The sequence below is a fragment of the Bradyrhizobium sp. genome (assembly GCF_035484855.1).
Taxonomy (GTDB): domain Bacteria; phylum Pseudomonadota; class Alphaproteobacteria; order Rhizobiales; family Xanthobacteraceae; genus Bradyrhizobium.
The window spans coordinates 1-20,201 of record NZ_DATHOP010000224.1; the positions used below are offsets into that span (position 1 = coordinate 1).

The 20,201-nt window shown below is 63.4% G+C and carries 18 protein-coding genes and 1 tRNA gene; 9 read left to right on the top strand and 10 right to left on the bottom strand.

Annotated features, from left to right (window positions below):
• On the bottom strand, positions 1-951 hold a 951-nt coding region (locus VK804_RS25810), incomplete at its 3' end, for an ABC transporter substrate-binding protein (RefSeq protein ID WP_325375493.1).
• 175 nt (positions 952-1,126) lie between these two features.
• Positions 1,127-1,891 carry a spermidine synthase gene (locus VK804_RS25815; protein ID WP_325375495.1) on the bottom strand — a complete coding sequence of 255 codons (765 nt, stop codon included), beginning with the start codon at positions 1,889-1,891 and terminating at the stop codon, positions 1,127-1,129.
• Between the two features lie 199 nt (positions 1,892-2,090).
• Here VK804_RS25815 and VK804_RS25820 point away from each other — a divergent pair.
• The 3 genes from VK804_RS25820 to VK804_RS25830 all read left to right on the top strand — a co-directional run bounded on the left by VK804_RS25820 (position 2,091) and on the right by VK804_RS25830 (position 4,860).
• Positions 2,091-2,164: transfer RNA gene (locus VK804_RS25820), tRNA-Gln, on the top strand.
• Positions 2,165-2,540: 376 nt separating this feature from the next.
• Entirely contained in the window at positions 2,541-3,440 is a 900-nt protein-coding gene (locus VK804_RS25825) for a polysaccharide deacetylase family protein (protein WP_325375497.1), read from the top strand.
• Between the two features lie 4 nt (positions 3,441-3,444).
• A complete protein-coding gene (locus tag VK804_RS25830; protein WP_325375499.1) occupies positions 3,445-4,860 on the top strand; it encodes an MmgE/PrpD family protein in 1,416 nt (471 codons plus the stop codon).
• A 41-nt stretch (positions 4,861-4,901) separates the two neighbouring features.
• Here VK804_RS25830 and VK804_RS25835 read toward each other — a convergent pair whose 3' ends face one another.
• Both VK804_RS25835 and VK804_RS25840 read right to left on the bottom strand, forming a co-directional pair.
• Positions 4,902-6,605, bottom strand: a complete 1,704-nt coding sequence (locus tag VK804_RS25835) for a hypothetical protein (protein WP_325375501.1) — start codon at positions 6,603-6,605, stop codon at positions 4,902-4,904.
• A 59-nt stretch (positions 6,606-6,664) separates the two neighbouring features.
• Positions 6,665-7,276 (bottom strand): UbiX family flavin prenyltransferase, encoded by a 612-nt coding sequence (locus VK804_RS25840; RefSeq protein WP_325375503.1) that lies wholly within the window; start codon positions 7,274-7,276, stop codon positions 6,665-6,667.
• Positions 7,277-7,489: 213 nt separating this feature from the next.
• Here VK804_RS25840 and VK804_RS25845 point away from each other — a divergent pair, with 213 nt between their 5' ends.
• The 3 genes from VK804_RS25845 to VK804_RS25855 are packed head-to-tail and all read left to right on the top strand — an operon-like array spanning position 7,490 to position 10,219.
• Positions 7,490-8,284 (top strand): ABC transporter ATP-binding protein, encoded by a 795-nt coding sequence (locus VK804_RS25845; protein ID WP_325375505.1) that lies wholly within the window; start codon positions 7,490-7,492, stop codon positions 8,282-8,284.
• A 16-nt stretch (positions 8,285-8,300) separates the two neighbouring features.
• Positions 8,301-9,149, top strand: coding sequence for an ABC transporter permease (locus VK804_RS25850; protein WP_325375507.1), 849 nt, complete (start codon positions 8,301-8,303; stop codon positions 9,147-9,149).
• Positions 9,150-9,178: 29 nt separating this feature from the next.
• Positions 9,179-10,219: an ABC transporter substrate-binding protein gene (locus VK804_RS25855; RefSeq protein WP_325375509.1), complete on the top strand. Its 1,041-nt coding sequence runs from the start codon at positions 9,179-9,181 to the stop codon at positions 10,217-10,219.
• A 33-nt stretch (positions 10,220-10,252) separates the two neighbouring features.
• Here VK804_RS25855 and hutC read toward each other — a convergent pair whose 3' ends face one another.
• Both hutC and VK804_RS25865 read right to left on the bottom strand, forming a co-directional pair.
• The gene (gene hutC / locus VK804_RS25860) at positions 10,253-10,993 is read right to left on the bottom strand and encodes a histidine utilization repressor (protein WP_325375511.1); all 741 of its coding nucleotides are present in this window, start codon (positions 10,991-10,993) and stop codon (positions 10,253-10,255) included.
• Positions 10,990-12,351: a formimidoylglutamate deiminase gene (locus VK804_RS25865; protein WP_325375513.1), complete on the bottom strand. Its 1,362-nt coding sequence runs from the start codon at positions 12,349-12,351 to the stop codon at positions 10,990-10,992. The genes hutC and VK804_RS25865 overlap by 4 nt, the downstream gene beginning before the upstream one ends.
• 118 nt (positions 12,352-12,469) lie before the next feature.
• Between VK804_RS25865 and hutI the strand changes: the two genes are divergently transcribed.
• The 3 genes from hutI to VK804_RS25880 are packed head-to-tail and all read left to right on the top strand — an operon-like array spanning position 12,470 to position 15,989.
• Complete coding sequence (hutI, locus tag VK804_RS25870) at positions 12,470-13,708, top strand: imidazolonepropionase (RefSeq protein WP_325375515.1); 1,239 nt, start codon at positions 12,470-12,472, stop codon at positions 13,706-13,708.
• A gap of 24 nt (positions 13,709-13,732) precedes the next feature.
• Positions 13,733-15,400, top strand: coding sequence for a urocanate hydratase (gene hutU, locus VK804_RS25875; RefSeq protein ID WP_325375572.1), 1,668 nt, complete (start codon positions 13,733-13,735; stop codon positions 15,398-15,400).
• A gap of 13 nt (positions 15,401-15,413) precedes the next feature.
• Positions 15,414-15,989 carry a HutD family protein gene (locus tag VK804_RS25880; RefSeq protein ID WP_325375517.1) on the top strand — a complete coding sequence of 192 codons (576 nt, stop codon included), beginning with the start codon at positions 15,414-15,416 and terminating at the stop codon, positions 15,987-15,989.
• 17 nt (positions 15,990-16,006) lie between these two features.
• Here VK804_RS25880 and VK804_RS25885 read toward each other — a convergent pair whose 3' ends face one another.
• The 4 genes from VK804_RS25885 to VK804_RS25900 form a co-directional block, all read right to left on the bottom strand.
• Positions 16,007-16,819 (bottom strand): phosphate/phosphite/phosphonate ABC transporter substrate-binding protein, encoded by an 813-nt coding sequence (locus tag VK804_RS25885; protein WP_325375519.1) that lies wholly within the window; start codon positions 16,817-16,819, stop codon positions 16,007-16,009.
• Between the two features lie 30 nt (positions 16,820-16,849).
• Positions 16,850-17,851: an ornithine cyclodeaminase family protein gene (locus tag VK804_RS25890; protein WP_325375520.1), complete on the bottom strand. Its 1,002-nt coding sequence runs from the start codon at positions 17,849-17,851 to the stop codon at positions 16,850-16,852.
• A 79-nt stretch (positions 17,852-17,930) separates the two neighbouring features.
• Entirely contained in the window at positions 17,931-19,589 is a 1,659-nt protein-coding gene (locus VK804_RS25895; RefSeq protein WP_325375522.1) for a urocanate hydratase, read from the bottom strand.
• 3 nt (positions 19,590-19,592) lie between these two features.
• Positions 19,593-20,198: a glutathione S-transferase family protein gene (locus VK804_RS25900; RefSeq protein ID WP_325375523.1), complete on the bottom strand. Its 606-nt coding sequence runs from the start codon at positions 20,196-20,198 to the stop codon at positions 19,593-19,595.
• Positions 20,199-20,201: the final 3 nt, after the last annotated feature.

A 20,201-nucleotide genomic window follows, 5' to 3' on the forward strand; every position in this document is an offset into this window, starting at 1 on the left:
CTTCTTCTTGTACATCTCGGCGATGATGGCGGTCGGCGATCCCTTGGGTCCCACGCTCCACGATGAACGGTTGAAGACGCCTTGCGAGATCTTGCCGACCGCCTTGATGAAGGACGGGTCGGAATAGCCGGCGTCGTCGGCCAGCAGCATCGGCGGTTTGTAGTCGAGCGCCTGCATGGTCTTGGCGAACAGGATCGCATCCGAGGTGTAGCTGACCATGATCACGACGTCGGGCTTCTTGTCCTTGAGCTGCAGCACCTGGGCCTGCACGTCGGTCGCGTTGGGGGCATAGGGGATATCGAGCGGCGCGCTCGCGCCCCTCTCCTTGAACACGCTGGCGATCACGCTGGAGACGGAGGTGCCGTATTCGGTGTTGTCGTGGACCACCGCGACCACGTCGGTCTTGACGCCGGCGGCCTTCATGTCCTTCAGGAAGTCGTAATAGTCCTTGGAGAAATCGGAGGCGATCGGCGTGGTCCGGAAGAAGAATTTGAAGCCGCGCTCGGTGAGGCTCGCCGCGACCGACTCGCCCGAGAGGAACGGAATTCCGTATTTTTCGGCGATCGCGCTGGCCGTCAGCGTGATGCCCGATTGATAGGCCCCGGTCAGCGCCACCACCTTCTCCTCGGTGATCAGCCGCAGCGCCTGGTTCTGTCCGGTGGCCGGGCTGCCCTGGTTGTCGGCGTACACCACCTCGACCTTGGCGCCGCCGAGGCCGGCAAGGCCGGCGTTCTTCGCCAGCGGCAGATTGCCGAGTTCGGGATGGGCGTTGTTGATGATATCGACGGCGGTCTCCAGCGCGGCCTTGGCATGGATGCCGGCGCTGGCGGCGTTGCCGCTGAGCGGGAAGATCGCCCCGATCTTGACGGTTTGTTGCGCGGAGGCATGGCCTGCCAGCGCGAGCGAAATCGCGGCGGCGCACGTTAGCCCGAGGATAGACTTCAATCTCATGTCGGTGGTCTCCGAAAAATTGCCACGCAATGCCAGGCGCCAAGTCTTGGGGATGAGTCCTGGGAATGAATGGGGCATAAGCCCGCAACTTCCGCCACTTATTGGCCGGTCAGCATTGCATGCCCGGTGGGTGCGGGCAAGTTGCCGCCCGCCGCAGGCGAGGCATCAAAAAGAATCAGACCGGCGGTCGATGGGCCCCGGCTATTGCCTCCGGGATAGGCAAATCGGCCGTGACGGCGACATAGACGGTATTGCTGGCGTCGTGTTCGCCGAACGAATTGTCGAAGGTCAGGACGTGTGCCGCCGAGGTTGCGAAGGCGCCGGCCAGCAGCTGTTCGAAGGCGGCATCCGGCGGATCGTTCGACCATAACGCGAACACGCCACCGGGACGAAGATGCGCCGCGAGGCTTGCGAGCCCGGCCGTCGTGTAGAGCGCGGCGTGGCGCGGATGCAAGAGCTTGCGCGGCGAGTGGTCGATATCGACCAGCACCGCATCGAAGCGCCGGCCCGGCGCTTGCGGATCGAACCCGTCCGTGGAATCCGACATGCCGAAGAAATCGCCATGGACGAGACGGCAGCGCCGATCGGCGCAAAGCTGCTTGCCGAGCGGCAGCAGCCCCTCTTCGTGCCATTCGATCACCTCGGCCAGCGCGTCGACCACGACGAGCGATTTGACATCAGGATTTTCCAGCACGGCCTGCGCGGTGTAGCCGAGCCCGAGGCCGCCGACGACGACATCGAGACCGGGTCGCGCCAGCGTCGCTAGCCCGAGCCGCGCCAGCGCGGTCTCGGCCACCGTGAAGGCGCTCGACATCAGGAATTCGTCGCCGAGTTTGATTTCGTAGACGTCGAGGCCGGAGGTGAGCGACCTGCGCCGCCGCAGGCTCAGCGCACCCATCGGCGTCGGGCGGAAATCCAACTCTTCGAAATACGCGCTCATGCACCGACCGCCTTGGACTGCCACGCCAACCGCTGGCGCCGAAGGCGGCAGCTTTCGCTGCAGCCGCCTTCGCAACAAGCCCATTCCCGCGTGCTTGCCAAGGCCGGGAGCAAGCGGGTAGAAGGGCGCAAGCTTGCGACGGGTGTCGCCCGATCCATCGCAAGAGCTGCAAGAATATCGATTAAGTACCTGATATTATTGGGGAATGGTGTAACGGTAGCACAACAGACTCTGACTCTGTTTGTCTAGGTTCGAATCCTAGTTCCCCAGCCATCGTCGCGAACTGAAATCATTCGATTTTCGCCCCTAGAGAATCCCTGGCCCGAAAGCCCGCGGGCGCGCCGAGGCGCTTGCCGAATTCTACAAGGCCGGGACCGCCGCTTTCGCCGCTCATAAGCACCGACGGAGCCCTCAGATGGGCGGCTCTCAGAGCCCAAGTGTGATCGCGCCAGCTACAGGCAGTGTTGAGTTCTTCAATTTCTTACCCAAGAGATGGCACGCGACACCGTCGCGACGATCGAAGGACGCCGGCGGCTGCGGTGGAGATATCAGTTTCATGATTGCCGGCATTTCGGCAGAATTGACCGGCTTTGTCGCGCGCAAGGACGACGCAGGGTCACACCAAATCGCGTTTCAGAGGAACACCCAAATGCAGCTTCCCTATCACGATCGTTATGCTTACTCGCCGATCGTCGACCGCCCGGACTACTCCTGGCCGGACGGCAAGCGGCTGGCGGTCTATCTCGGCCTCAACATCGAACACTTCGCCTTCGGCGCGGGCGAAGGTCATCTCCTGACCGTAGCCGGAGCGGCTCCAGATCCCCGCACCTTCGCCTGGCGCGATTACGGCAACCGGGTCGGCGTCTGGCGCTGCCTCGAACTGTTCGATGAATTGAACCTCCCGGCGGCGCACCTGATCAACACGGCGGTTTTCGACTATGCGCCTCGCATCGTCGATGCACTGAAAGCGCGCGGCGATGAATTCATCGGGCATGGCCGCACCAACGCGGAGCGCCATAGCCACATGTGGGAAGCTGACGAGAAGCGGTTCCTGCAGGAGGTTCGCGACGCGATCGAGCATGCATCCGGAAAACCGCCGAGAGGCTGGATGGCGCCGTGGATGGCGTCCACGCATCACACGCCCGACCTGTTGAAAGAGGTCGGGTTCGATTTCCTGATGGACTGGCCGGCCGACGATCAGCCGCTGTGGATGAAAACCCGCTCTGGCCCGATCATGAGCGTGCCGTATCCGATCGAGATCAACGACAGCCCGCAGATCCTGGTGAGGCATCATTCGCCGGAGCAATTCCGCGACTTCATCATCGGTCAATTCGAAGAGCTGCTGCGTCAGTCGGCCAAGCAGCCGCTGGTATGCGGCATCGCGTTGCACACGATGATCGTGGGTCAGCCCTACAGGCTGCGCATGCTTCGCGAGGCGCTGCAGCACATCGCAAACCATCCGGAGAAAGAAAAGGTTTGGTTCACCCGGCCGTCGGCGATCTACGACCATTGCGCCGGATTGCCGGCGAGCCAGTTTCCGGCGGCCTAGAGTCATGAGCAGTTCACAATCGTCCCTGCTTCCGCACGCGACACGCGACCTTGCGCGCTTTGCCGCGAAGACCACCCTTGCCGACATCCCGACTGAGACGATCGAGGCCATCAAGCTCAGCTTCATCGACGGGCTCGGCGTCTGCCTGCAGGGCTCTACGCTCCCCTGGACGCGGAAGGTTTATGAACTCGTGCGTGACGAGGGCGGCAAGCCCAAGGCCTCGGTTTGGGGGACCGGCCATCGCACGTCGCTGACCAACGCGGTGCTGGTGAACAGCACCGCAGGCCACGCCTTCGAGATGGACGATATTCACAAGGAATCGATCGTGCACCCCAATTCACTGGCGGTGCCGATCGTGCTGGCGCTGGCGGAAGCCGACCCGTCGATCTCGGGTAAGGATATCGCCGTGGCGCTCACGGTTGGATACGAGGTCGGGCTTCGCATCGGCAATGCCGCGACGACCTCGCTGTTCCTGAACGGCTTTCATCCCCAGGGAACCTCGGGGGCCTTCGTTGCAGCAGCAACCGCCGGCAAGCTGCTGCAGCTCGATGCCGAGGCCATGCAGAACGCGCTCGGGATCGCCGGATCGATGGGCGCCGGCCTGATGGCGGCGCAGGAAGGCGCCATGGTGAAACGCCTGCATGCCGGTCGCGCCGCGCAGGGCGGGTTGATGGCCGCCCTGCTCGCCAGGCGAGGCTTTACAGGTATTTCCGACGTCGTCGAGGCCGGCTACGGCGGATTTCTCAGCGCGTTCTCGCGGACGCCGAATCCTGCGCGTTTGCTGCAGGGGCTCGGCCAGGATTGGGAAGCCGGCAAGGTCGGCTTCAAGATGTATCCCAATGTGACCAGTATTCACGCGGCCCTCGATGCAATGCGCCAGGTCCTGATCGAGGAAAACCTGTCGGCATCGGAGATCAGCCAGATCGAGGTCGGCTGCGGTCACATGACCTTCGTTCACACCGCATGGCAGTATCACCCCGCCGGCGTCACGGCGGCCCAGATGAACATGTATTACGGGCTGAGCGTGATGGCGCTCCGAAAGGACGTTTCGGCTGATGACTACAGCGAGGCTGCCATTGCCGATCCCAAAACCCTCGATTTCATGCGGCGGATCAGGATTGTCGAAGATGCCGAGATTGAAAGCCGCGGGCCCGCCTTTCGTCATGCGGCGCGCCTGCGCGTCGAGACGTCAGATGGCCGCGCCTTCGCCCGCGAGATCCTGCACCGGCGCGCCAGTCCGGAGAATCCGGTCAAGTGGGAGGACATTGCGCGCAAGTTCAATGCCAATGTCGGGGGATTGCTCGAACCCGCGGCCGGCGAGCGGCTGCTGCAGCTCGGCACCTCGCTCGAGAGATTGGCTGATGTCACCGTCATCAACGATATCGTTGCGGCGCCGTTCGCAAAGGCCGAAACTGGATAGTTCTACTCATTCGTTATCGGCCATGCGATCCTGCTTGCGCATCAACGGCCGCCTTGCGGGCAACAGCAGTCCGGCTTTTCGTTTCGGACCGTCATTCGACACATGCACGAAGACTTGATCTCAACATCCGCAAGGGCCATCGCAGCCGCGAGCTTTCGTTGCACGATTTCCAATTCCTCAAGCGCGCCGCGCCGCCGCAGAGCTTCCGCCAAACCGTGGAGCGCCCAGACATTGTCCGGGTGCTGCGCACACCGTTGAATTCGGCCGCTCAAGCCCAGATCGTCGCGACAGACCTCCTCCGCCTCGGCGTAATGGCCCTGCTCGGCCAGCAGCGCCGCGAGCGCATGCCGCGGTGGATGCATCCAGGCCCACGGCTCGATGTACTCCAGATTGTCGTCTCGATCGATGGCTTCTCGCAGATGGGCGTAGGCAAGCTCATGATTGCCTTTGTGGTATTCCAGCTCGCCGTCCAGCATCTTCTCGCCCACCGCCAATATGCTGCGGGCGCTGTTGTTGAAGACCTTTCGTTGCGACGGGATACGCTTCAGGCTGTCGTGAAACAGTTGACGCTCTCGCTCGGCATCGCGAAACCGCTTGAGCGAAGCGTGAGCGACGCCCTTCGCGTAGTGGTGCATCGCGGTCGACACCGGATAAAGCTCCGGGTCATCCGGCAATGGCGCGTCGATGATTTCCTGCCAGCGCCCGAAACGCACCATCACGTGCACGCTCATCGAATAGTAGCCTTCGAGGCTCGTGGCGAACCTGGGGCGGCCTTTGACACCGAGAACTTCCTTGGTCAGCATGACCTGCAATTTATCCGCCGCCCCGATCGAGTCCTCATACCTGCCCATGAACATGCAGGCATGCATCATCAGGAGAAGGTCGTGCGCACATGCCGTCGTGTAGGGAGTGAAGGCGCCGGCGTAGGCGAGATATTTGTCGTTTGCCTCTATCGCCCTCTCGCTGGCGATTTTTGCTTTTTGGTACTCGCCGCACAGCACGTAGACATGCCCCGGCATATGGTTCAGGTGCCCCGCGTCCGGGCACATCGCGGCAAGAACGGCCGCCGAGGCCGCCGCCCGTTCCGGCTGATTTGACGTTTCAAGAATATGGATGTGCAGATGCACGATCGCCGGATGCTTTTTCAGACCGTTTCGGTCGGCCAGGCCGATTGCGCGCTCACACACCTCAAGCGCCTCGAGAACGTCCGAGTTCTTCGCGGGCAATCCGGTCTTGACATTCCACAAACGTCTTGGCGTTCGAATGATCAAGGCTTCGGCAAGAAGCGCCGCCACATCGTCATCGTCCCGATGCTGATGGTAAACTCTGCGCAATTCCGCGGCGTAGGCACCGTCCCAGCGATCAAACTCTTCCGGCTCAACAGCATGCGGCTTCTGAACGCGGCAGGCTAGCGTCTCTACCAGCCAATTTTCGAGCTCCGTCGCCCGGTGTGCCAGGCTACGCGCCATCCGGATATGTTCGTAGGCGATCCCGGTCGCGGTATTGGCCTCTTCTTCACCGTGGTCGCGCCACGTCATGTTGTAAAACGGGCCGGACCCGTAGGCTACTCCCCAATGAGCCATGACGCATTCGGGATCGAATTCGAGCGCCTTCCAAAAGCACTTCACGCCCTCCGACTTGTTGAAGGCAAAGCACCAGTTCAAACCCAGGTCGAACCAGCGTTGCGTGTCCGGCGAAGCCGTCGAAATAGTCCTGGAATGGCTGCCGAGGTTGAAACGATCCATTCTCCCCAACTCCAGTATCGGTAACGCTGCTGCACAAGCACGAGAGGCCCGACGCTGCATCAGTTTTTGAGCGGCCGGGCTCGCAGATCCTGATCTTCTCCCCAGCGGCGAACGGTGCCCACGTCGATCTCGAACAGATCCAGCATCCGCCCCACGGTGTGATCCACCATCTCTTCGATCGATTTTGGCTTCGCATAGAAGGCGGGGACCGGCGGGGCAATGATGGCGCCCATATCGGACAAAGCCGCCATCGATCTGAGATGGCCGCCGTGCAGCGGCGTCTCCCGCACCATCAATACCAGCCTTCGCCGCTCCTTGAGGGTGACATCGGCCGCCCGTGTCAGCAGCGTAGAGGTCACGCCGGTCGCGATTTCCGACATCGAGCGGATCGAGCATGGCGCCACGATCATGCCGGCGGTGCGGAACGATCCGGAAGAAATCGAGGCCGCCATATCGCCGATGTCATGAACGGTATGCGCGGCCGCCTTGACATCCGCGATCTTCAGCGGCGTTTCATAGGCGAAGGTGAGCTCGGCGGTCTTTGACATCACCAGGTGGGTTTCGATGCCGGCGTTGCGCAAAAGCTGCAACACCCGGACGCCATAGACGACGCCGGACGCGCCGGAAATACCGACGATGAGGCGGCGCTGAGCCGGAACCGGCAGGTCCATCAACATCATTCCCGCGTGAGGCGCCGTCTCTCGCTTCCAGCGCACGATCAGGAGTGAACGGCGCATGGTGGAACCGTCATGCAGCGCGACGGGTTTTGCCTCGCAATTGCACACCGGATGCCTATCATCTCCCCTTGCAAAAGGGCATCTCTTTCCATTATGTCTATACATGTTAAATATGTCTAGACATGATCGCGCCGGGACCTGGCTGAGATGAATGACGCAGTGCTCAGCTTCGATGCCGTCCGGCAGGACTTCCCGGCACCGGGAGCAAGCACACCGATCCGCGTGATCGACGGAATCAGCTTCGAGGTCGGGCGCGGCCAATTTGTCGCGGTGATCGGACCCAGCGGCTGCGGCAAGAGCACGCTGCTGCAGATGGCCGCTGGCCTCTTGATGCCGACCCGCGGCGGGGTACGCCACCGCGGGCGCGCGATCAGCGAGGTCAACCGCGAAGTCGGCTTCGTGCCGCAACAGGCCCAGCTGTTTCCATGGAAGACGCTGGCGGAAAACGTCGAACTGCCTCTGCTGCTGCGCGGCGTCGCCGGCACTGAGCGCAAGCAACGCGTTGCCTCCGCGCTGGAGGCCGTTGGCCTCACCGGCTTCGAGCAGTATTTTCCCGGCCAGTTGTCCGGCGGCATGCAGAAGCGCGGCTCGATCGCCCGCACGCTCATCTATCGCCCCGACGTGATCCTGATGGACGAACCGTTCGGCGCGCTTGACGCGCAAACCAGAATGGTGATGCAGGACGACCTGCAGATGCTGTCGCGCGACGCCGGCGCGACCATCCTCTTCGTCACCCACGACATTACCGAGGCGGTGCTGCTGGCCGACAGCGTCGTGATCATGAGTCAGCGCCCGTCGCGGCTGCTGGCCAATATCACAATCGATCTTGCGCGGCCGCGCGACGTATTCGAGCCGTTCCGCAATCCGGGTTTTGACGCCGCCTACGATGCGGTGTGGTCGGTATTCCGGTCGCAAATCGATATTCGGCAACGACTGCATTGAGGGGAAGGGCAAGACGATGAACGACATCGCCGCCGCGACCCGCCCGTCGAGCGCGGCCGAGATTTCCGCGGCCAGGCGGCGCTCGGCGCTTGGCAAGGCCGCGCATCGTCTGGCGTTGCTGCTGCCGGGGATCGCGATCCTGGTGTTCTGGCAGTGGGCCGCCGGCCGGCTGATCAAGGAAATCTATGTCAGCAAGCCGACGGCGGTGGCGGAGCGGCTGTATGAAATTTTCAGCTCCGGCGAGATCTATCCGCATCTGTGGACCACCGGCCAAGAACTCGTGCTCGGCTATGTCATCGGCGTCGGCGGCGGGATCCTGGCCGGCTATGCGCTCGGCCGCTCGCCGCGGCTCGCCGGTATCTTCGAACCCTATGTGATGGCGTTTTACGGCGTGCCGAAGATCGCGCTGGCGCCGCTTTTCATCATCTGGTTCGGCATCGGCATCTGGTCGAAGGTTGCGCTCGCCGCGATCATGGTTTTCTTCCTGGTGTTCTACAATGTGTATTCCGGAGTCCGCGCCGTCGATCGCGAACTGGTCAACCTGACGCTGGTGATGGGCGCCAACCAGCGCCAGCTCAGCTATCACGTCTACTTTCCCGCGGCGGCGCCCTACGTCATGCTCGGCATGCGCATGGCCGTGCCTTACAGCGTCATCGGCGTGATCGTCGGTGAGTTCACATCCTCCACCCAAGGCCTCGGCCTGTTCATCCACGAGGCGTCTTCGACCTACGATCCCGCCGGCGTATTCGCCGGCATCGTCATCCTCCTCGCCTTCGTCGTCGTCGCCAATGTTCTTGCCGGCCGGCTGGAACGCCGGTTCCTTCGCTGGAAGGCACCGACCGCTCAGGCGCCGAGCGACATCTGAAATACCTCCAGCTACAACAGGAGCGAAGCATGCATTCGACCAGGGGCCTGACCCGAGCGCTGACGCTTGCGGTGATATTGTTGCTGCTTCCGACGCTGGCATCCGCGCAACAGCCCGTGCGCATCGCGCAGGGGTTTGCCTCGCTGAGCTTCCTCCCGCTATGGGGGGCGCGCGCACTGAATACCTTCGCCGCCCAGGGATTGACCGTGACCGTGTTGAATTCGCCCGGCGGCGACCCCGCGGCACTCGCGGCGCTGGATGCCGGCGATGCCGATCTCGCCGCGGTTGGAACCGAATCGGCGCTGCGGGCCGTGGCCAAGGGTCAGCCGTTCGAGATCGTCTACAATCTGATGTCGAAAGTGACGCTGGAGGTCGTGGTGGCGCCGTCGTTGCTGGCAAAGGCCGGCGTGAAGCCGGGCGATCCCCTGGAAAAACGTATAGCCGCGCTGAAAGGCGCAACCGTCGGCGTCGCCGCTGTCGGCGGCACCCAGGAAACGGCGGCGCGCTGGCTGGCGGCAAAGGGCGGTCTCGACCCGAAGGCCGATATCAAGGTCGCGCAGGTCGGCAGTCCCGTCGCGCTGCAGGCCGCGCTGGAGAACAAGCAGATCGATGCCTTCGTGCTATCGCCGCCGGAGGGCTTTCTCGCGGCCAGATCAGGCGCCGGCACGGTCCTGGTTTCGCTGGGCGACGACTTTCCGCTGCTCGCGGACCAGCCCTATCTGGTGCTGGTTGCCAAGAAGCCGATCGACGACAAGACCTCGGAGTTGATCGTCAAGACCGCGCGGGCACTGCAGGCGGCCAGCACCGCTTTGGTCGCGGAACCGGAAGCCACCGCGCAGGCGATCCAGAAGCAATTCTTCGCCAAGGCCGACCCCGGGGCGATTACCTCTGCGGTCAAGGCCATGAGCGGCGGCGTCGCCGGGGGCGGCAAGCTGGACGTGCAAGCCTTCAAGAACCAGCTGGTGTTTTCCAAGGAGGTCGGAACAAATTTCGGCAAGGATTTCGACGCGGCCGCGTCGCAAAACGATCTGTGGACCAACAGCTTCGTCGAGCGCGCCGCCAAAAAATGAATTGGCGACACGCTCCACCCGCAGAGAAAGACTTCACCCGATCGGCGTGAACCGGGCGATCAAATCGTAGAGGTGTCCGGGATGGCTGATCCGCACCGCTGTGATCGGCTCGCCGTTGCGCCAGGTTCGCCGCTCGATCACCAGGCAGGCGGCGCCTTCATCGATCCTCAACTCCTTCGCCAGCGCCTTGTCGGCATTGCAGGCGGTGATGCGGTGTTCCGCCTCGGTCCACGGAACATGGCCCACCAGCCAGGTGTTTGGCGGCGTCTTCGAAAAGTCTTCGCGCAGCGCGTCCGGTACCGCCTCCAGATTGATCAGCCGGTCCTCGACCGCAAATGGTTGGCCTTGCGCCTCATGCAGGCAGCACACCGCCAGGATCTGTGAGCCGGTGGCGACGCCGAGGCGGGTCCTGTCGCGCGCAGAAGCTAAGCGCTTGCGAAGGTCGAGCAGCCGGTACTCATAGCGTTCGCCGCGTTTTTCGACCTCGCCCTTGAGATCGGGGATCTGCAGGATCGCCGACTGCACGCGCGGTCGCGACACGAAGCTGCCCGCCCTGCGGCGGCGCACCACCAGACCTGCCTCGGCGAGCGCCGAAATGACCTTGTTCACGGTCATCCGCGAACAGGAATAGGTTTCCATCAGTTCGTGTTCGAACGGCACACGATGGCCCGGCGGCCAGTCGCCGGATGTGATTTTGGCTTCGAGATCGCTGCGGATACGCTGATAGAGCGCCTTCGGCGTGGCTTTCGCGACGGGCTTGGGTTTCACGATCATGCCGACAGCAATCCCTCGATCGCCTGGCGGAAGCGAAGCGCGACCGTCTCCCGGCTATGATGCCGTCCGTCCTTTACCACCTTGTGGCCTCGCGCCCACACACAATCGACCAGCGAGCGGCCCGCGCCGAATATCCAGCTGTCGAGAATGGCATCCCCGGCGCGGCCGGCCAACGCGACGTTGTTCGCATCGAGACTGACGATATCGGCGAAGGCACCTTCGGTGAGCCCGGATATGGCGAGGCCGAGAGCCTGCGATCCGCCACGCAGCGCGCCGTCGAACAGCGCCCGGCCTGTCGAGACCGCGCCGCCGGACGCCATCACGTTTCGCGCCTTCAGCGCCAGGCGCTGCGAATATTCGAGTTGCCGCAATTCGTCGCTCACGCCGATCAGCACGTTGGAATCAGAGCCAATGCCGAAGATGCCCGCCCATTCAAGAAATTCAGGCGCATTGAAAGTGCCGTCACCGAGATTGGCTTCCGTGATCGGGCAGAGCCCGGCGACGGCGCCGCTTGCCGCGACCGAGCGTATTTCGGCCGGCGTCGCGTGCGTCGCATGAACGAGGCACCAGCGGCTGTCGACCGGCGCGTGATCGAACAGCCATTGCAGCGGCCGCTGTCCGCTCCAGTCGAGGCATTCATCGACTTCCCGCGCTTGCTCGGCGATGTGAATATGAATCGGACCTTCGGCGGCAAGCGTCACCACCGCGTCAAGTTCTGCCGGCGTAACGGCGCGGAGCGAATGCGGCGCGACGCCAACGACCGCCCCCTCCTGCCCCGCCACGGTGCGCCGGCTCGCCTCCATCAACCGCGAAAACCGTTCGAGATCGTTGATGAAACGCCGTTGCCCGGAGTCGGGCGCGCGACCACCAAATCCGGCATGCGCGTAAAACACCGGCAACAATGTCAGGCCAATGCCAGAAGCTTCTGCCGCCCTGGCGATCCGCTCGGCCAGTTCGCCCAGATTGCCATAGGGCACGCCGGAGACATCGTGGTGGATGTAGTGAAACTCTCCGACCCGGGTAAATCCTGTCTCCAGCATCTCGACATAGGCCTGCGCGGCCACGGCCTCGATATCGTCGGCCGTCATGCGGCCGACGAAGCGGTACATCAATTCTCGCCACGTCCAGAAACTGTCCACCGACGAGCCTCTGATCTCGACGAGACCGGCCATTCCGCGCTGAAAGGCATGACTGTGCAGATTGCAAATGCCCGGAAGGCCGATCCGGTGACGCTCATCGCCTGATAGCGCCGGGCGGCCGCTGGCGACGCTCACGATACGACCGCCATCGACGCCGATCCTGACGTCGCGCGCCCAGCCCTGCGGCAACAATGCTTCGTCAAAAAACAATCCCGTCACGCTCTATCTCCGAAAGACTTGCGAAACTCTGGACAGGTGCGACCTCGCGATCTAATATGTATAGACAAATAAGTGAAATGCCAAGCGCGCGAACGTCGGCAACCGGTCCGCAGGGTTCATGACATCAGTCGATCAGATTTGGTACGGATGCCGTCTTGCGACGCTTTCACCGCTGCGCCAGGGCCTCGGTCTGGTCGAAGACGGAATGATTGCCGCCGTCGGCGGCCGCATCGCCTATGCAGGCCCCGCCGCGGACGCACCGTCTGCGCTCGACGCGAAGCAGCGGACCGACTGCGAAGGACGCTGGATCACGCCGGGGTTGATCGACTGTCATACTCATCTGGTCCATGGCGGCAACCGTGCGGCGGAATTCGAGCGGCGGCTGGCCGGCGCGAGCTATGAGGAGATCGCGCGCGCCGGCGGCGGCATCGTCTCGACGGTGAAGGCGACGCGGCAGGCCAGTACCGAGCAGTTGATCGCCGCCACACTGCCGCGGCTCGATGCGCTGATCGCGGAGGGTGTCACCACCATCGAGATCAAATCCGGCTATGGCCTCGAACTCGACACCGAACGGCGTCAGTTGCAGGCGGCTCGGCAACTCGGCAACGAACGCGCAGTCTCGGTCCGAACGACTTTTCTCGGCGCGCACACGGTGCCGCCCGAAATGAAAGGCAACAGCGCCGCCTATATCGACGCTGTCTGCGAGACGATGCTGCCGCGGATCGCCGCTGAAGGTCTCGCGGATGCGGTCGATGCCTTTTGCGAAGGCATCGCCTTCTCGCCGGACGAGACCGCGCGGGTATTTGCGAAAGCACAGGCGCTCGGCCTGCCCGTTCGGCTTCATGCCGATCAGCTTTCGAACCTCCACGGCGCCGCCCTCGCCGCGCGCTTTGGTGCGCTTTCCGCGGATCATCTCGAATATGCCGATGATGAGGGCATCGCGGCGATGGCCCAGGCCGGAACCGTTGCCGTGGTTCTGCCCGGCGCGTTCTATTTCATTCGTGAGCGGCAGACACCACCGATCGATGCGATGCGGCGCCACGGCGTGCCGATCGCGCTCGCGACCGACAGCAATCCCGGCACCTCGCCGCTGACATCGTTGCTGCTGGCGATGAACATGGGCGCGACGCTGTTTCGTCTCACCGTTGACGAATGCATCGCAGCCGTGACACGGGAGGCGGCGCGCGCGCTGGGGCTGTTCGCGGAAACCGGCAGCCTGGACGCTGGCAAATTTTGCGATCTCGCCATCTGGAATATCGAGCAGCCGGCGGAACTCGTCTACCGGATCGGCTTCAATCCACTCCACACCCGGGTGTGGCACGGCCATTCACACATCGCTGCGTCCGGCATTGCCTGACGCTTCATCCTGCGAGGAAACCCGATCATGACCCGCATCGACAATGCCCGCGTGATCCGCGCCGCGCGCGGCAACCGGCTTTCCGCCAGATCGTGGCTGACGGAAGCCCCGATGCGCATGCTGATGAACAATCTCGACCCGGAGGTCGCGGAAAAACCGAGTGAACTCGTGGTCTACGGCGGCATCGGCCGCGCCGCGCGCGACTGGGAAAGTTTTGATCGTATTGTCGCGACATTGAAGCGGCTGGAAGGCGACGATACGCTGCTGGTGCAGTCGGGCAAGCCGGTCGGTGTCTTCCGTACCCACGCCGATGCACCGCGCGTGCTGATCGCCAATTCCAATTTGGTTCCGCACTGGGCGAACTGGGAACATTTCAGCGAGCTCGATCGTAAGGGCCTGATGATGTTCGGCCAGATGACAGCCGGCTCCTGGATCTACATCGGCAGCCAGGGCATCATTCAGGGCACCTACGAGACCTTCGTCGAACTCGGCCGCCAGCATTACGGCGGCGACCTCTCGGGCAAGTGGATCCTGACCGCCGGTCTCGGCGGCATGGGCGGCGCGCAGCCGCTGGCGGCGGTGATGGCCGGCGCATCCTGCCTGGCGGTCGAATGCCAACCGTCGCGGATCGAAATGCGGCTGCGCACCCGGTATCTCGACCGCCAGACGCAAAACCTAGACGAGGCACTGAGCATCATTGAACAGGCGGGACGCGACAAGAAGCCGGTGTCGGTCGGACTGCTCGGCAATGCCGCGGACATTTTTCCCGAGCTGGTACGGCGCGGCGTGCGGCCCGATGTCGTCACCGACCAGACCTCGGCGCACGATCCCGTCAACGGTTATTTGCCGAAAGGGTGGACGACCGCCGAATGGGAAGCGCGGCGCGAGACCGATCCGAAGGGCGTCGCAGGGGCCGCGCGGAAATCGATGGCAGAGCATGTCCGCGCCATGCTCGACTTTCACCGCATGGGAATCCCCGTCGTCGACTACGGCAACAATATTCGCCAGATGGCGCTTGAAGAAGGCGTCAAGGACGCATTCGATTTCCCGGGCTTCGTGCCGGCCTACATCAGGCCGCTGTTCTGCCGCGGCATCGGCCCGTTCCGCTGGGCAGCTTTGTCCGGCGACCCCGAGGACATCTATCGCACGGATGCCAAGGTCAAGGAGCTGCTGCCCGACAACAAGGCGCTGCATCACTGGCTCGACATGGCGCGCGAACGGATCGCATTCCAGGGGCTGCCGGCGCGCATCTGCTGGGTCGGCCTCGGCGACCGCCATCGGCTGGGACTTGCCTTCAACGAAATGGTAGCGCGTGGCGAACTGAAGGCGCCGGTCGTGATCGGCCGCGATCATCTGGATTCCGGCTCGGTCGCCTCGCCCAATCGCGAGACCGAATCGATGAAGGACGGTTCCGACGCGGTGTCCGACTGGCCGCTTCTGAACGCGCTGTTGAATTGCGCCAGCGGCGCCACCTGGGTGTCGCTGCACCATGGCGGCGGCGTCGGCATGGGCTTTTCGCAACATGCCGGCATGGTGATCGTCTGCGACGGCACGCCCGAGGCGGCGGTCCGGATCGGCCGGGTGCTGTGGAACGATCCCGCCACCGGCGTGATGCGCCATGCCGACGCCGGCTATGAGCTGGCGATCGATTGCGCCCGGGAAAACAAGCTCGACCTGCCGAGCCTGCGCTGACGCGAGCCACGCCGTGAAGATCATTCGCGCCAGGGATTGCCGCACCACGCCGTGGAAGAACGGCGGCGGCTCGACGACGGAGATCGCCGTGGCGCCGGCCGGCGCGTCGCTTGATAATTTCGATTGGCGCGTCAGCATGGCACAGGTCGCATCCGATGGGCCATTTTCCGTGTTTCCCGGGATCGACCGCACCCTTGCGGTCGTCAAGGGAGAAGGTCTGGTGCTGACGATCGGACAACACGCGCCATTGACGCTCTCGCGCGGATCGGAGCCGATCAGTTTCCCCGGCGACGACGCGGCATCGGCGCGGCTCACCGCCGGCGAGATCACCGACCTCAATGTGATGACGCGCCGCCGGCGCTTCGGTCATCGAATGCACCGCGTTGACGAGCCAATCGCCTGCGACTTCGACGACCACGATATCGCGCTCGTCCTGTCGCTCAACGGCAAGGCGAGCCTGGCGTCGGAGCGAGCCGCAGCGACGCTCGATCATGGCGATGCGGCCATCCTGCTATCGCGCAACGGCTCCTTGCGGATTGCTCCGCTCGGCGCCAGCGACGTGTATCTTGTGCTGTTGCGGGAAGCGTGATGCGCGGATCGGGCCGGTCAGCCGGGCTGGCTGTATCCCGCCTTGCGCGCCTCGTCGTCCCAGCGCGCCGTCAGACTGTAGTCATCGGCTTCAACCGGGACGAAGCGTTCAAGGCAAAGCCGATCCCTCAGGTCGGCGGTGTCGGAGCAATCCGCAAACTTCGCCAGTGCCGCCTGCAACGGTGACACAACCTCATCGGGACAATCAGCGCTTGCGACAAGAAGGGGAATTGGCGCGATATCGGTCGTCGCGACGGCCCTTATTTTCTGCCCGAGATCGGGTTCGTGCCGCAGCATCAGGTCGAGTGCATAGGAATCGAGCGGACCGATATCGATATCGTCGGCGAGAAGTGCATCGATCACGCGCCGCGGCGTAAACATCGGTCCGATGCTTTCGCGATAGAGTCGCTCTCCGCGCTTCCGATAATATGGCAATAGATGATGCCGAAGCGCGTTGTAGCCGGAATGCGAATCCTCGACGGTGTATCCGAGCCGGCCGCCGAACGTATCTTCGAGCGAGCAGAAGCGCGAATCCGCCTTCACGAGAAGGCGCGTAGCATAGACCGGTCGGCCGGCGATCGGCGCCCCGACCGGAACAGGCGCCGCCACCGGCTGCGGCTTGCGTGCCGCAAGCGCATAGGGAAATCCACACATGAAGGCGCAGGCGAGATCGTCGCGCGACCACAGATCGGCCAGCGGCAATGGAAACGCGTGATCGATCACGCGCAGTTCGACACGAGACTCACGCGCGAGCCAGCCGAACAGTTCCTTCCATGCCGCGGCGGCGGCCGGGTTGACCGAATACATTCGTGCATTGGCCACATACGGCATGATTCATTTCTCGCAAGCGTCGCCGCCCGATCAGGCAAATCGCAGCCGCTGGCCGATACCCAACCGCTCGGATTTTTCCAGCATCGCGTGGCCGAGCGCAATGTCCGACAGCGAGAGTCCGCGATGCCAGAACAGATTGGTCTCGGCATCGCTTTGCCGGCCGGGCTTGAGACCGGCGACGATCTGCCCGAGCTCCGCATGTAGCGTCGCTTCCGACAGCTTGCCGCCCTCGACATGGGCGCGCAGGCTGCCGAACTTGCCGCCCTTGCACTGACCCCAGTCGTCGACCACCAGTTTCGACATGATGTCGGTCAAGGACAGCTCGATCGCGCTCATCGTTCCATAGGGGACTACAAAGGCGCCCTTCTTGATCCAACTGGTCTTCAAGAGCGGCGTCGGCTTGTCGAGCCGCGAGGCTTCGACAACGATGTCGGCCCCCTCGACGCAACTTTGCCAGTCCCCGGTCGCCGTCACCTTCTTGCCGAGATCACGGCTCAGTCGCTCGGCAAAGCTGTTGCGGCTTTCTTCGCGTCGGGAGTGGACGCGGATCTCGTCGAAGTCGAAGAGATGGTTGAGCAGCCGTACGTTCCAGTAGGCCGTTCCGCGCGCGCCGATATGGCCGAGGATTTTCGAGTTCTTGCGGGCGAGATATTTGGCGCCGATCGCGGTCACGGCGCCGGTGCGCATATCGGTGATGCCGCTGGCATCGAGGATCGCTTTCGGCGCGCCGGTGCGCGGATCGAACAACACCAGGATGCCAAGCTCTGAGTGAAAACCGAGCCTGTAGTTGTCGACGAAGTCACCGACGATCTTGACGCCCGCGCAGTCGATCGGTGCCTTGATGGCGCCGCGCAGCACGTTGAAATGCCCGTTGGCGACACCGGGCTCGAGATGGACGCGCGGCTCGATCACCGTTTCGCCCCTGCCCTGGCTGGCAAGGCTCGCCTCGATTGCCGACAGGATCTCGTCATCGGTGATGTTGAGTTCATCGATGTCGAGGCGATTGAGATAGGCGATATAGATCGGCGGCAAGGCGGGCATCTCCCTCGGGCTTCAATATGTATATACATTATTGAGAGCCCGAGCAAAGTCAACAGAGCGAAATGCAGCGCTATCCCGGCAAACCCAGCGGCACCGTCGCCGAGAGCCCCGTACGTTCCGCCTGCTCGATTGCGATGTCGTAGCCGGCGTCGGCATGACGCAACACGCCAATGCCGGGATCGCCGTCGAGCACCCGCGTGAGCCGCTCAGCGGTTGCTGGGTTGCCGTCGGCGACGATGGTCACGCCGGCGCTCACGCCGCGTCCGCCGAGACCATGAATGGCGACAAGATCGGCGCCGGAGGAACAATTCAAGAGCGCATTGAGGATCGGCCAGTCCGCGATCGCGTCGGAACCGTCCTTCATGTTCTCGGTCTCCCGATGCGGCAGCGCGGCCGAGCCGGAATCCAGATGATCGCGGGTAAACGCGATCGGCGCCGAAATCCTGCCGCTGGCCACGGCTTCGTTGACCAGCAAGGCGAGACGGCTGCGCTCGCCGTAACCGAGCCAGCCGATCCGCGCCGGCAGCCCGGTGAACTTGACATGCTCGCGCGCCTTCTCGATCCACGACGAAATCGGATGGTTGGACGAGAACGTCTCCAGGATCATGTCGTCGATGGTGTAGATGTCCTGCGGGTCGCCTGACACCGCGATCCAGCGGAACGGTCCGATGCCTTGGCAGAACATCGGACGGATATAGAGATCGACAAAGGACCGCATGCGGAATGCGTCTTCGACGCCGGCGGCCTTGGCCTCGGCCCGCAGGCTGTTGCCGTATTCGAACACGATCGATCCGCGATCCATGAACTCCAGCATCGAGCAAACATGCGTGGCAACGGATTTTCGTGCCAGCGCGATCAGCCGCTGCGGATCGCCGGTGCGCATCGTACGGGCTTCTTCCAGCGACAGCTCCGCCGGCACATAACCCTTCAAAGGATCGGGAAAAGTCTGGTCGGTGACGATGTCGGGCAGGATGCCGCGTCTGGCCAGTTCGGGCAGCACGACGGCCGAGTTGGCGCACAATGCCAACGCCAGCGGACGCCGCGCGTCGCGCGCGGCCTGCCATTGCGCGATCGCATCGTCGAGATCATCGGTAGAGGCATCGCAATAGCCGGAGGCAATACGGCGATCGATGCGGGCCTGATCGACCTCGATCACCAGCGTCGATGCGCCTGCGAGCTTGCCGGCCAGCGGCTGCGCGCCGCTCATGCCGCCGCAGCCCGACGTGAGCAGCAGGCGGCCGGCGAGCGTGCCCCCAAAATGCTGGCGCGCGATCGCCATGAAGGTCTCGAACGTACCCTGCAGGATTCCCTGGCTGCCGATATATTGCCAGGCGGCGGCCGTCATGCCGGGATAGACGGTGAGGCCCATGTCATCGAGCTTGCGGCGGTTTTCCTCGCCACTCCATTCGCCCACAATATTGCCATTGGCCATGATGACCAGCGGCGTCGTCGCCTGACCCGGAAACACCCCGATCGGCTTGCCCGACTGCATGACGAAGGTCTGATCCTCGCGCATGGTCGAGAGCGTCGCGACGATGCGATCAAAACTCTTCCAGTCGCGCGCCGCGCGCGCAATCGACATGTAGATCACGAGATTGTCGGGATCCTCGCCATTCTCGAGGTTGTTCTCCAGCAAACGAAGGATGGCTTCCTGCCGCCAACCCTTGCAGCGCAGGACGGTGCCTCGCCCGGCCTTGACCTCCTTGCCGCGACGCACGGGAATGTTCATGGCTCACACCTCCTCGACCAGCGGGACCCAGCCAGGCTGGGCCTTGACCCGCGCAAGCCACGCGCCGATCGCCGAAAATCTCTCCATGTCGTAGCCGCCCTGCGGCGCCATCGACACGTAGCCGAATAGGCCAATATCGGCGATGGTGTAGCGGTTATCGACAAGCCAGTCGTGGGTGGCAAGCCAATCGTCGAGCTTGGCCAGCGCCACATAGGCGCCCTCCTGAAAATCGGCGATCCGGCCCTTCATCTGATCGGCGATGCCGCGCATGTTGTAAAATCGCGGCAACGCCAGGGCGCGCAGCAGGTCCGCCTGCTCGAACGTCAGCCAGCTCGTGACTTCGGCGCGGAGATAGCGATCGTCGGGCAACAATGGCGAGCCTTCCGCCAGATAGAGCATGATCGCCACGGATTCCACGATGATACGGCCATCCTCGAGTTCGAGCACGGGCACGCGCGCGAAGCGGCTCTTGGCGCGGAACGCCGGATCGCCGGCTGCGCCCTTGGCTAGATCAAGGGTGACGCGCTCGAAGGGAATGCCGAGCTGCGCCATCAGGATACGCACCTTCCAGGCATTGCCGGACAACCGGCTGTCGTAGAGACGCAACATGAT

Coding starts and splice junctions, on each gene's coding strand:
- VK804_RS25830 (WP_325375499.1), top strand. CDS start 3,445: ATGAGCAGTTCACAATCGTCCCTGCTTCCGCACGCGACACGCGACCTT.
- VK804_RS25895 (WP_325375522.1), bottom strand. CDS start 19,589: ATGAACATTCCCGTGCGTCGCGGCAAGGAGGTCAAGGCCGGGCGAGGC.
- VK804_RS25815 (WP_325375495.1), bottom strand. CDS start 1,891: ATGAGCGCGTATTTCGAAGAGTTGGATTTCCGCCCGACGCCGATGGGT.
- VK804_RS25840 (WP_325375503.1), bottom strand. CDS start 7,276: ATGGACCTGCCGGTTCCGGCTCAGCGCCGCCTCATCGTCGGTATTTCC.
- hutI (WP_325375515.1), top strand. CDS start 12,470: ATGACATCAGTCGATCAGATTTGGTACGGATGCCGTCTTGCGACGCTT.
- VK804_RS25845 (WP_325375505.1), top strand. CDS start 7,490: ATGAATGACGCAGTGCTCAGCTTCGATGCCGTCCGGCAGGACTTCCCG.
- VK804_RS25835 (WP_325375501.1), bottom strand. CDS start 6,605: ATGGATCGTTTCAACCTCGGCAGCCATTCCAGGACTATTTCGACGGCT.
- VK804_RS25825 (WP_325375497.1), top strand. CDS start 2,541: ATGCAGCTTCCCTATCACGATCGTTATGCTTACTCGCCGATCGTCGAC.
- VK804_RS25885 (WP_325375519.1), bottom strand. CDS start 16,819: ATGCCGTATGTGGCCAATGCACGAATGTATTCGGTCAACCCGGCCGCC.
- VK804_RS25855 (WP_325375509.1), top strand. CDS start 9,179: ATGCATTCGACCAGGGGCCTGACCCGAGCGCTGACGCTTGCGGTGATA.
- hutC (WP_325375511.1), bottom strand. CDS start 10,993: ATGATCGTGAAACCCAAGCCCGTCGCGAAAGCCACGCCGAAGGCGCTC.
- VK804_RS25900 (WP_325375523.1), bottom strand. CDS start 20,198: ATGTTGCGTCTCTACGACAGCCGGTTGTCCGGCAATGCCTGGAAGGTG.
- VK804_RS25850 (WP_325375507.1), top strand. CDS start 8,301: ATGAACGACATCGCCGCCGCGACCCGCCCGTCGAGCGCGGCCGAGATT.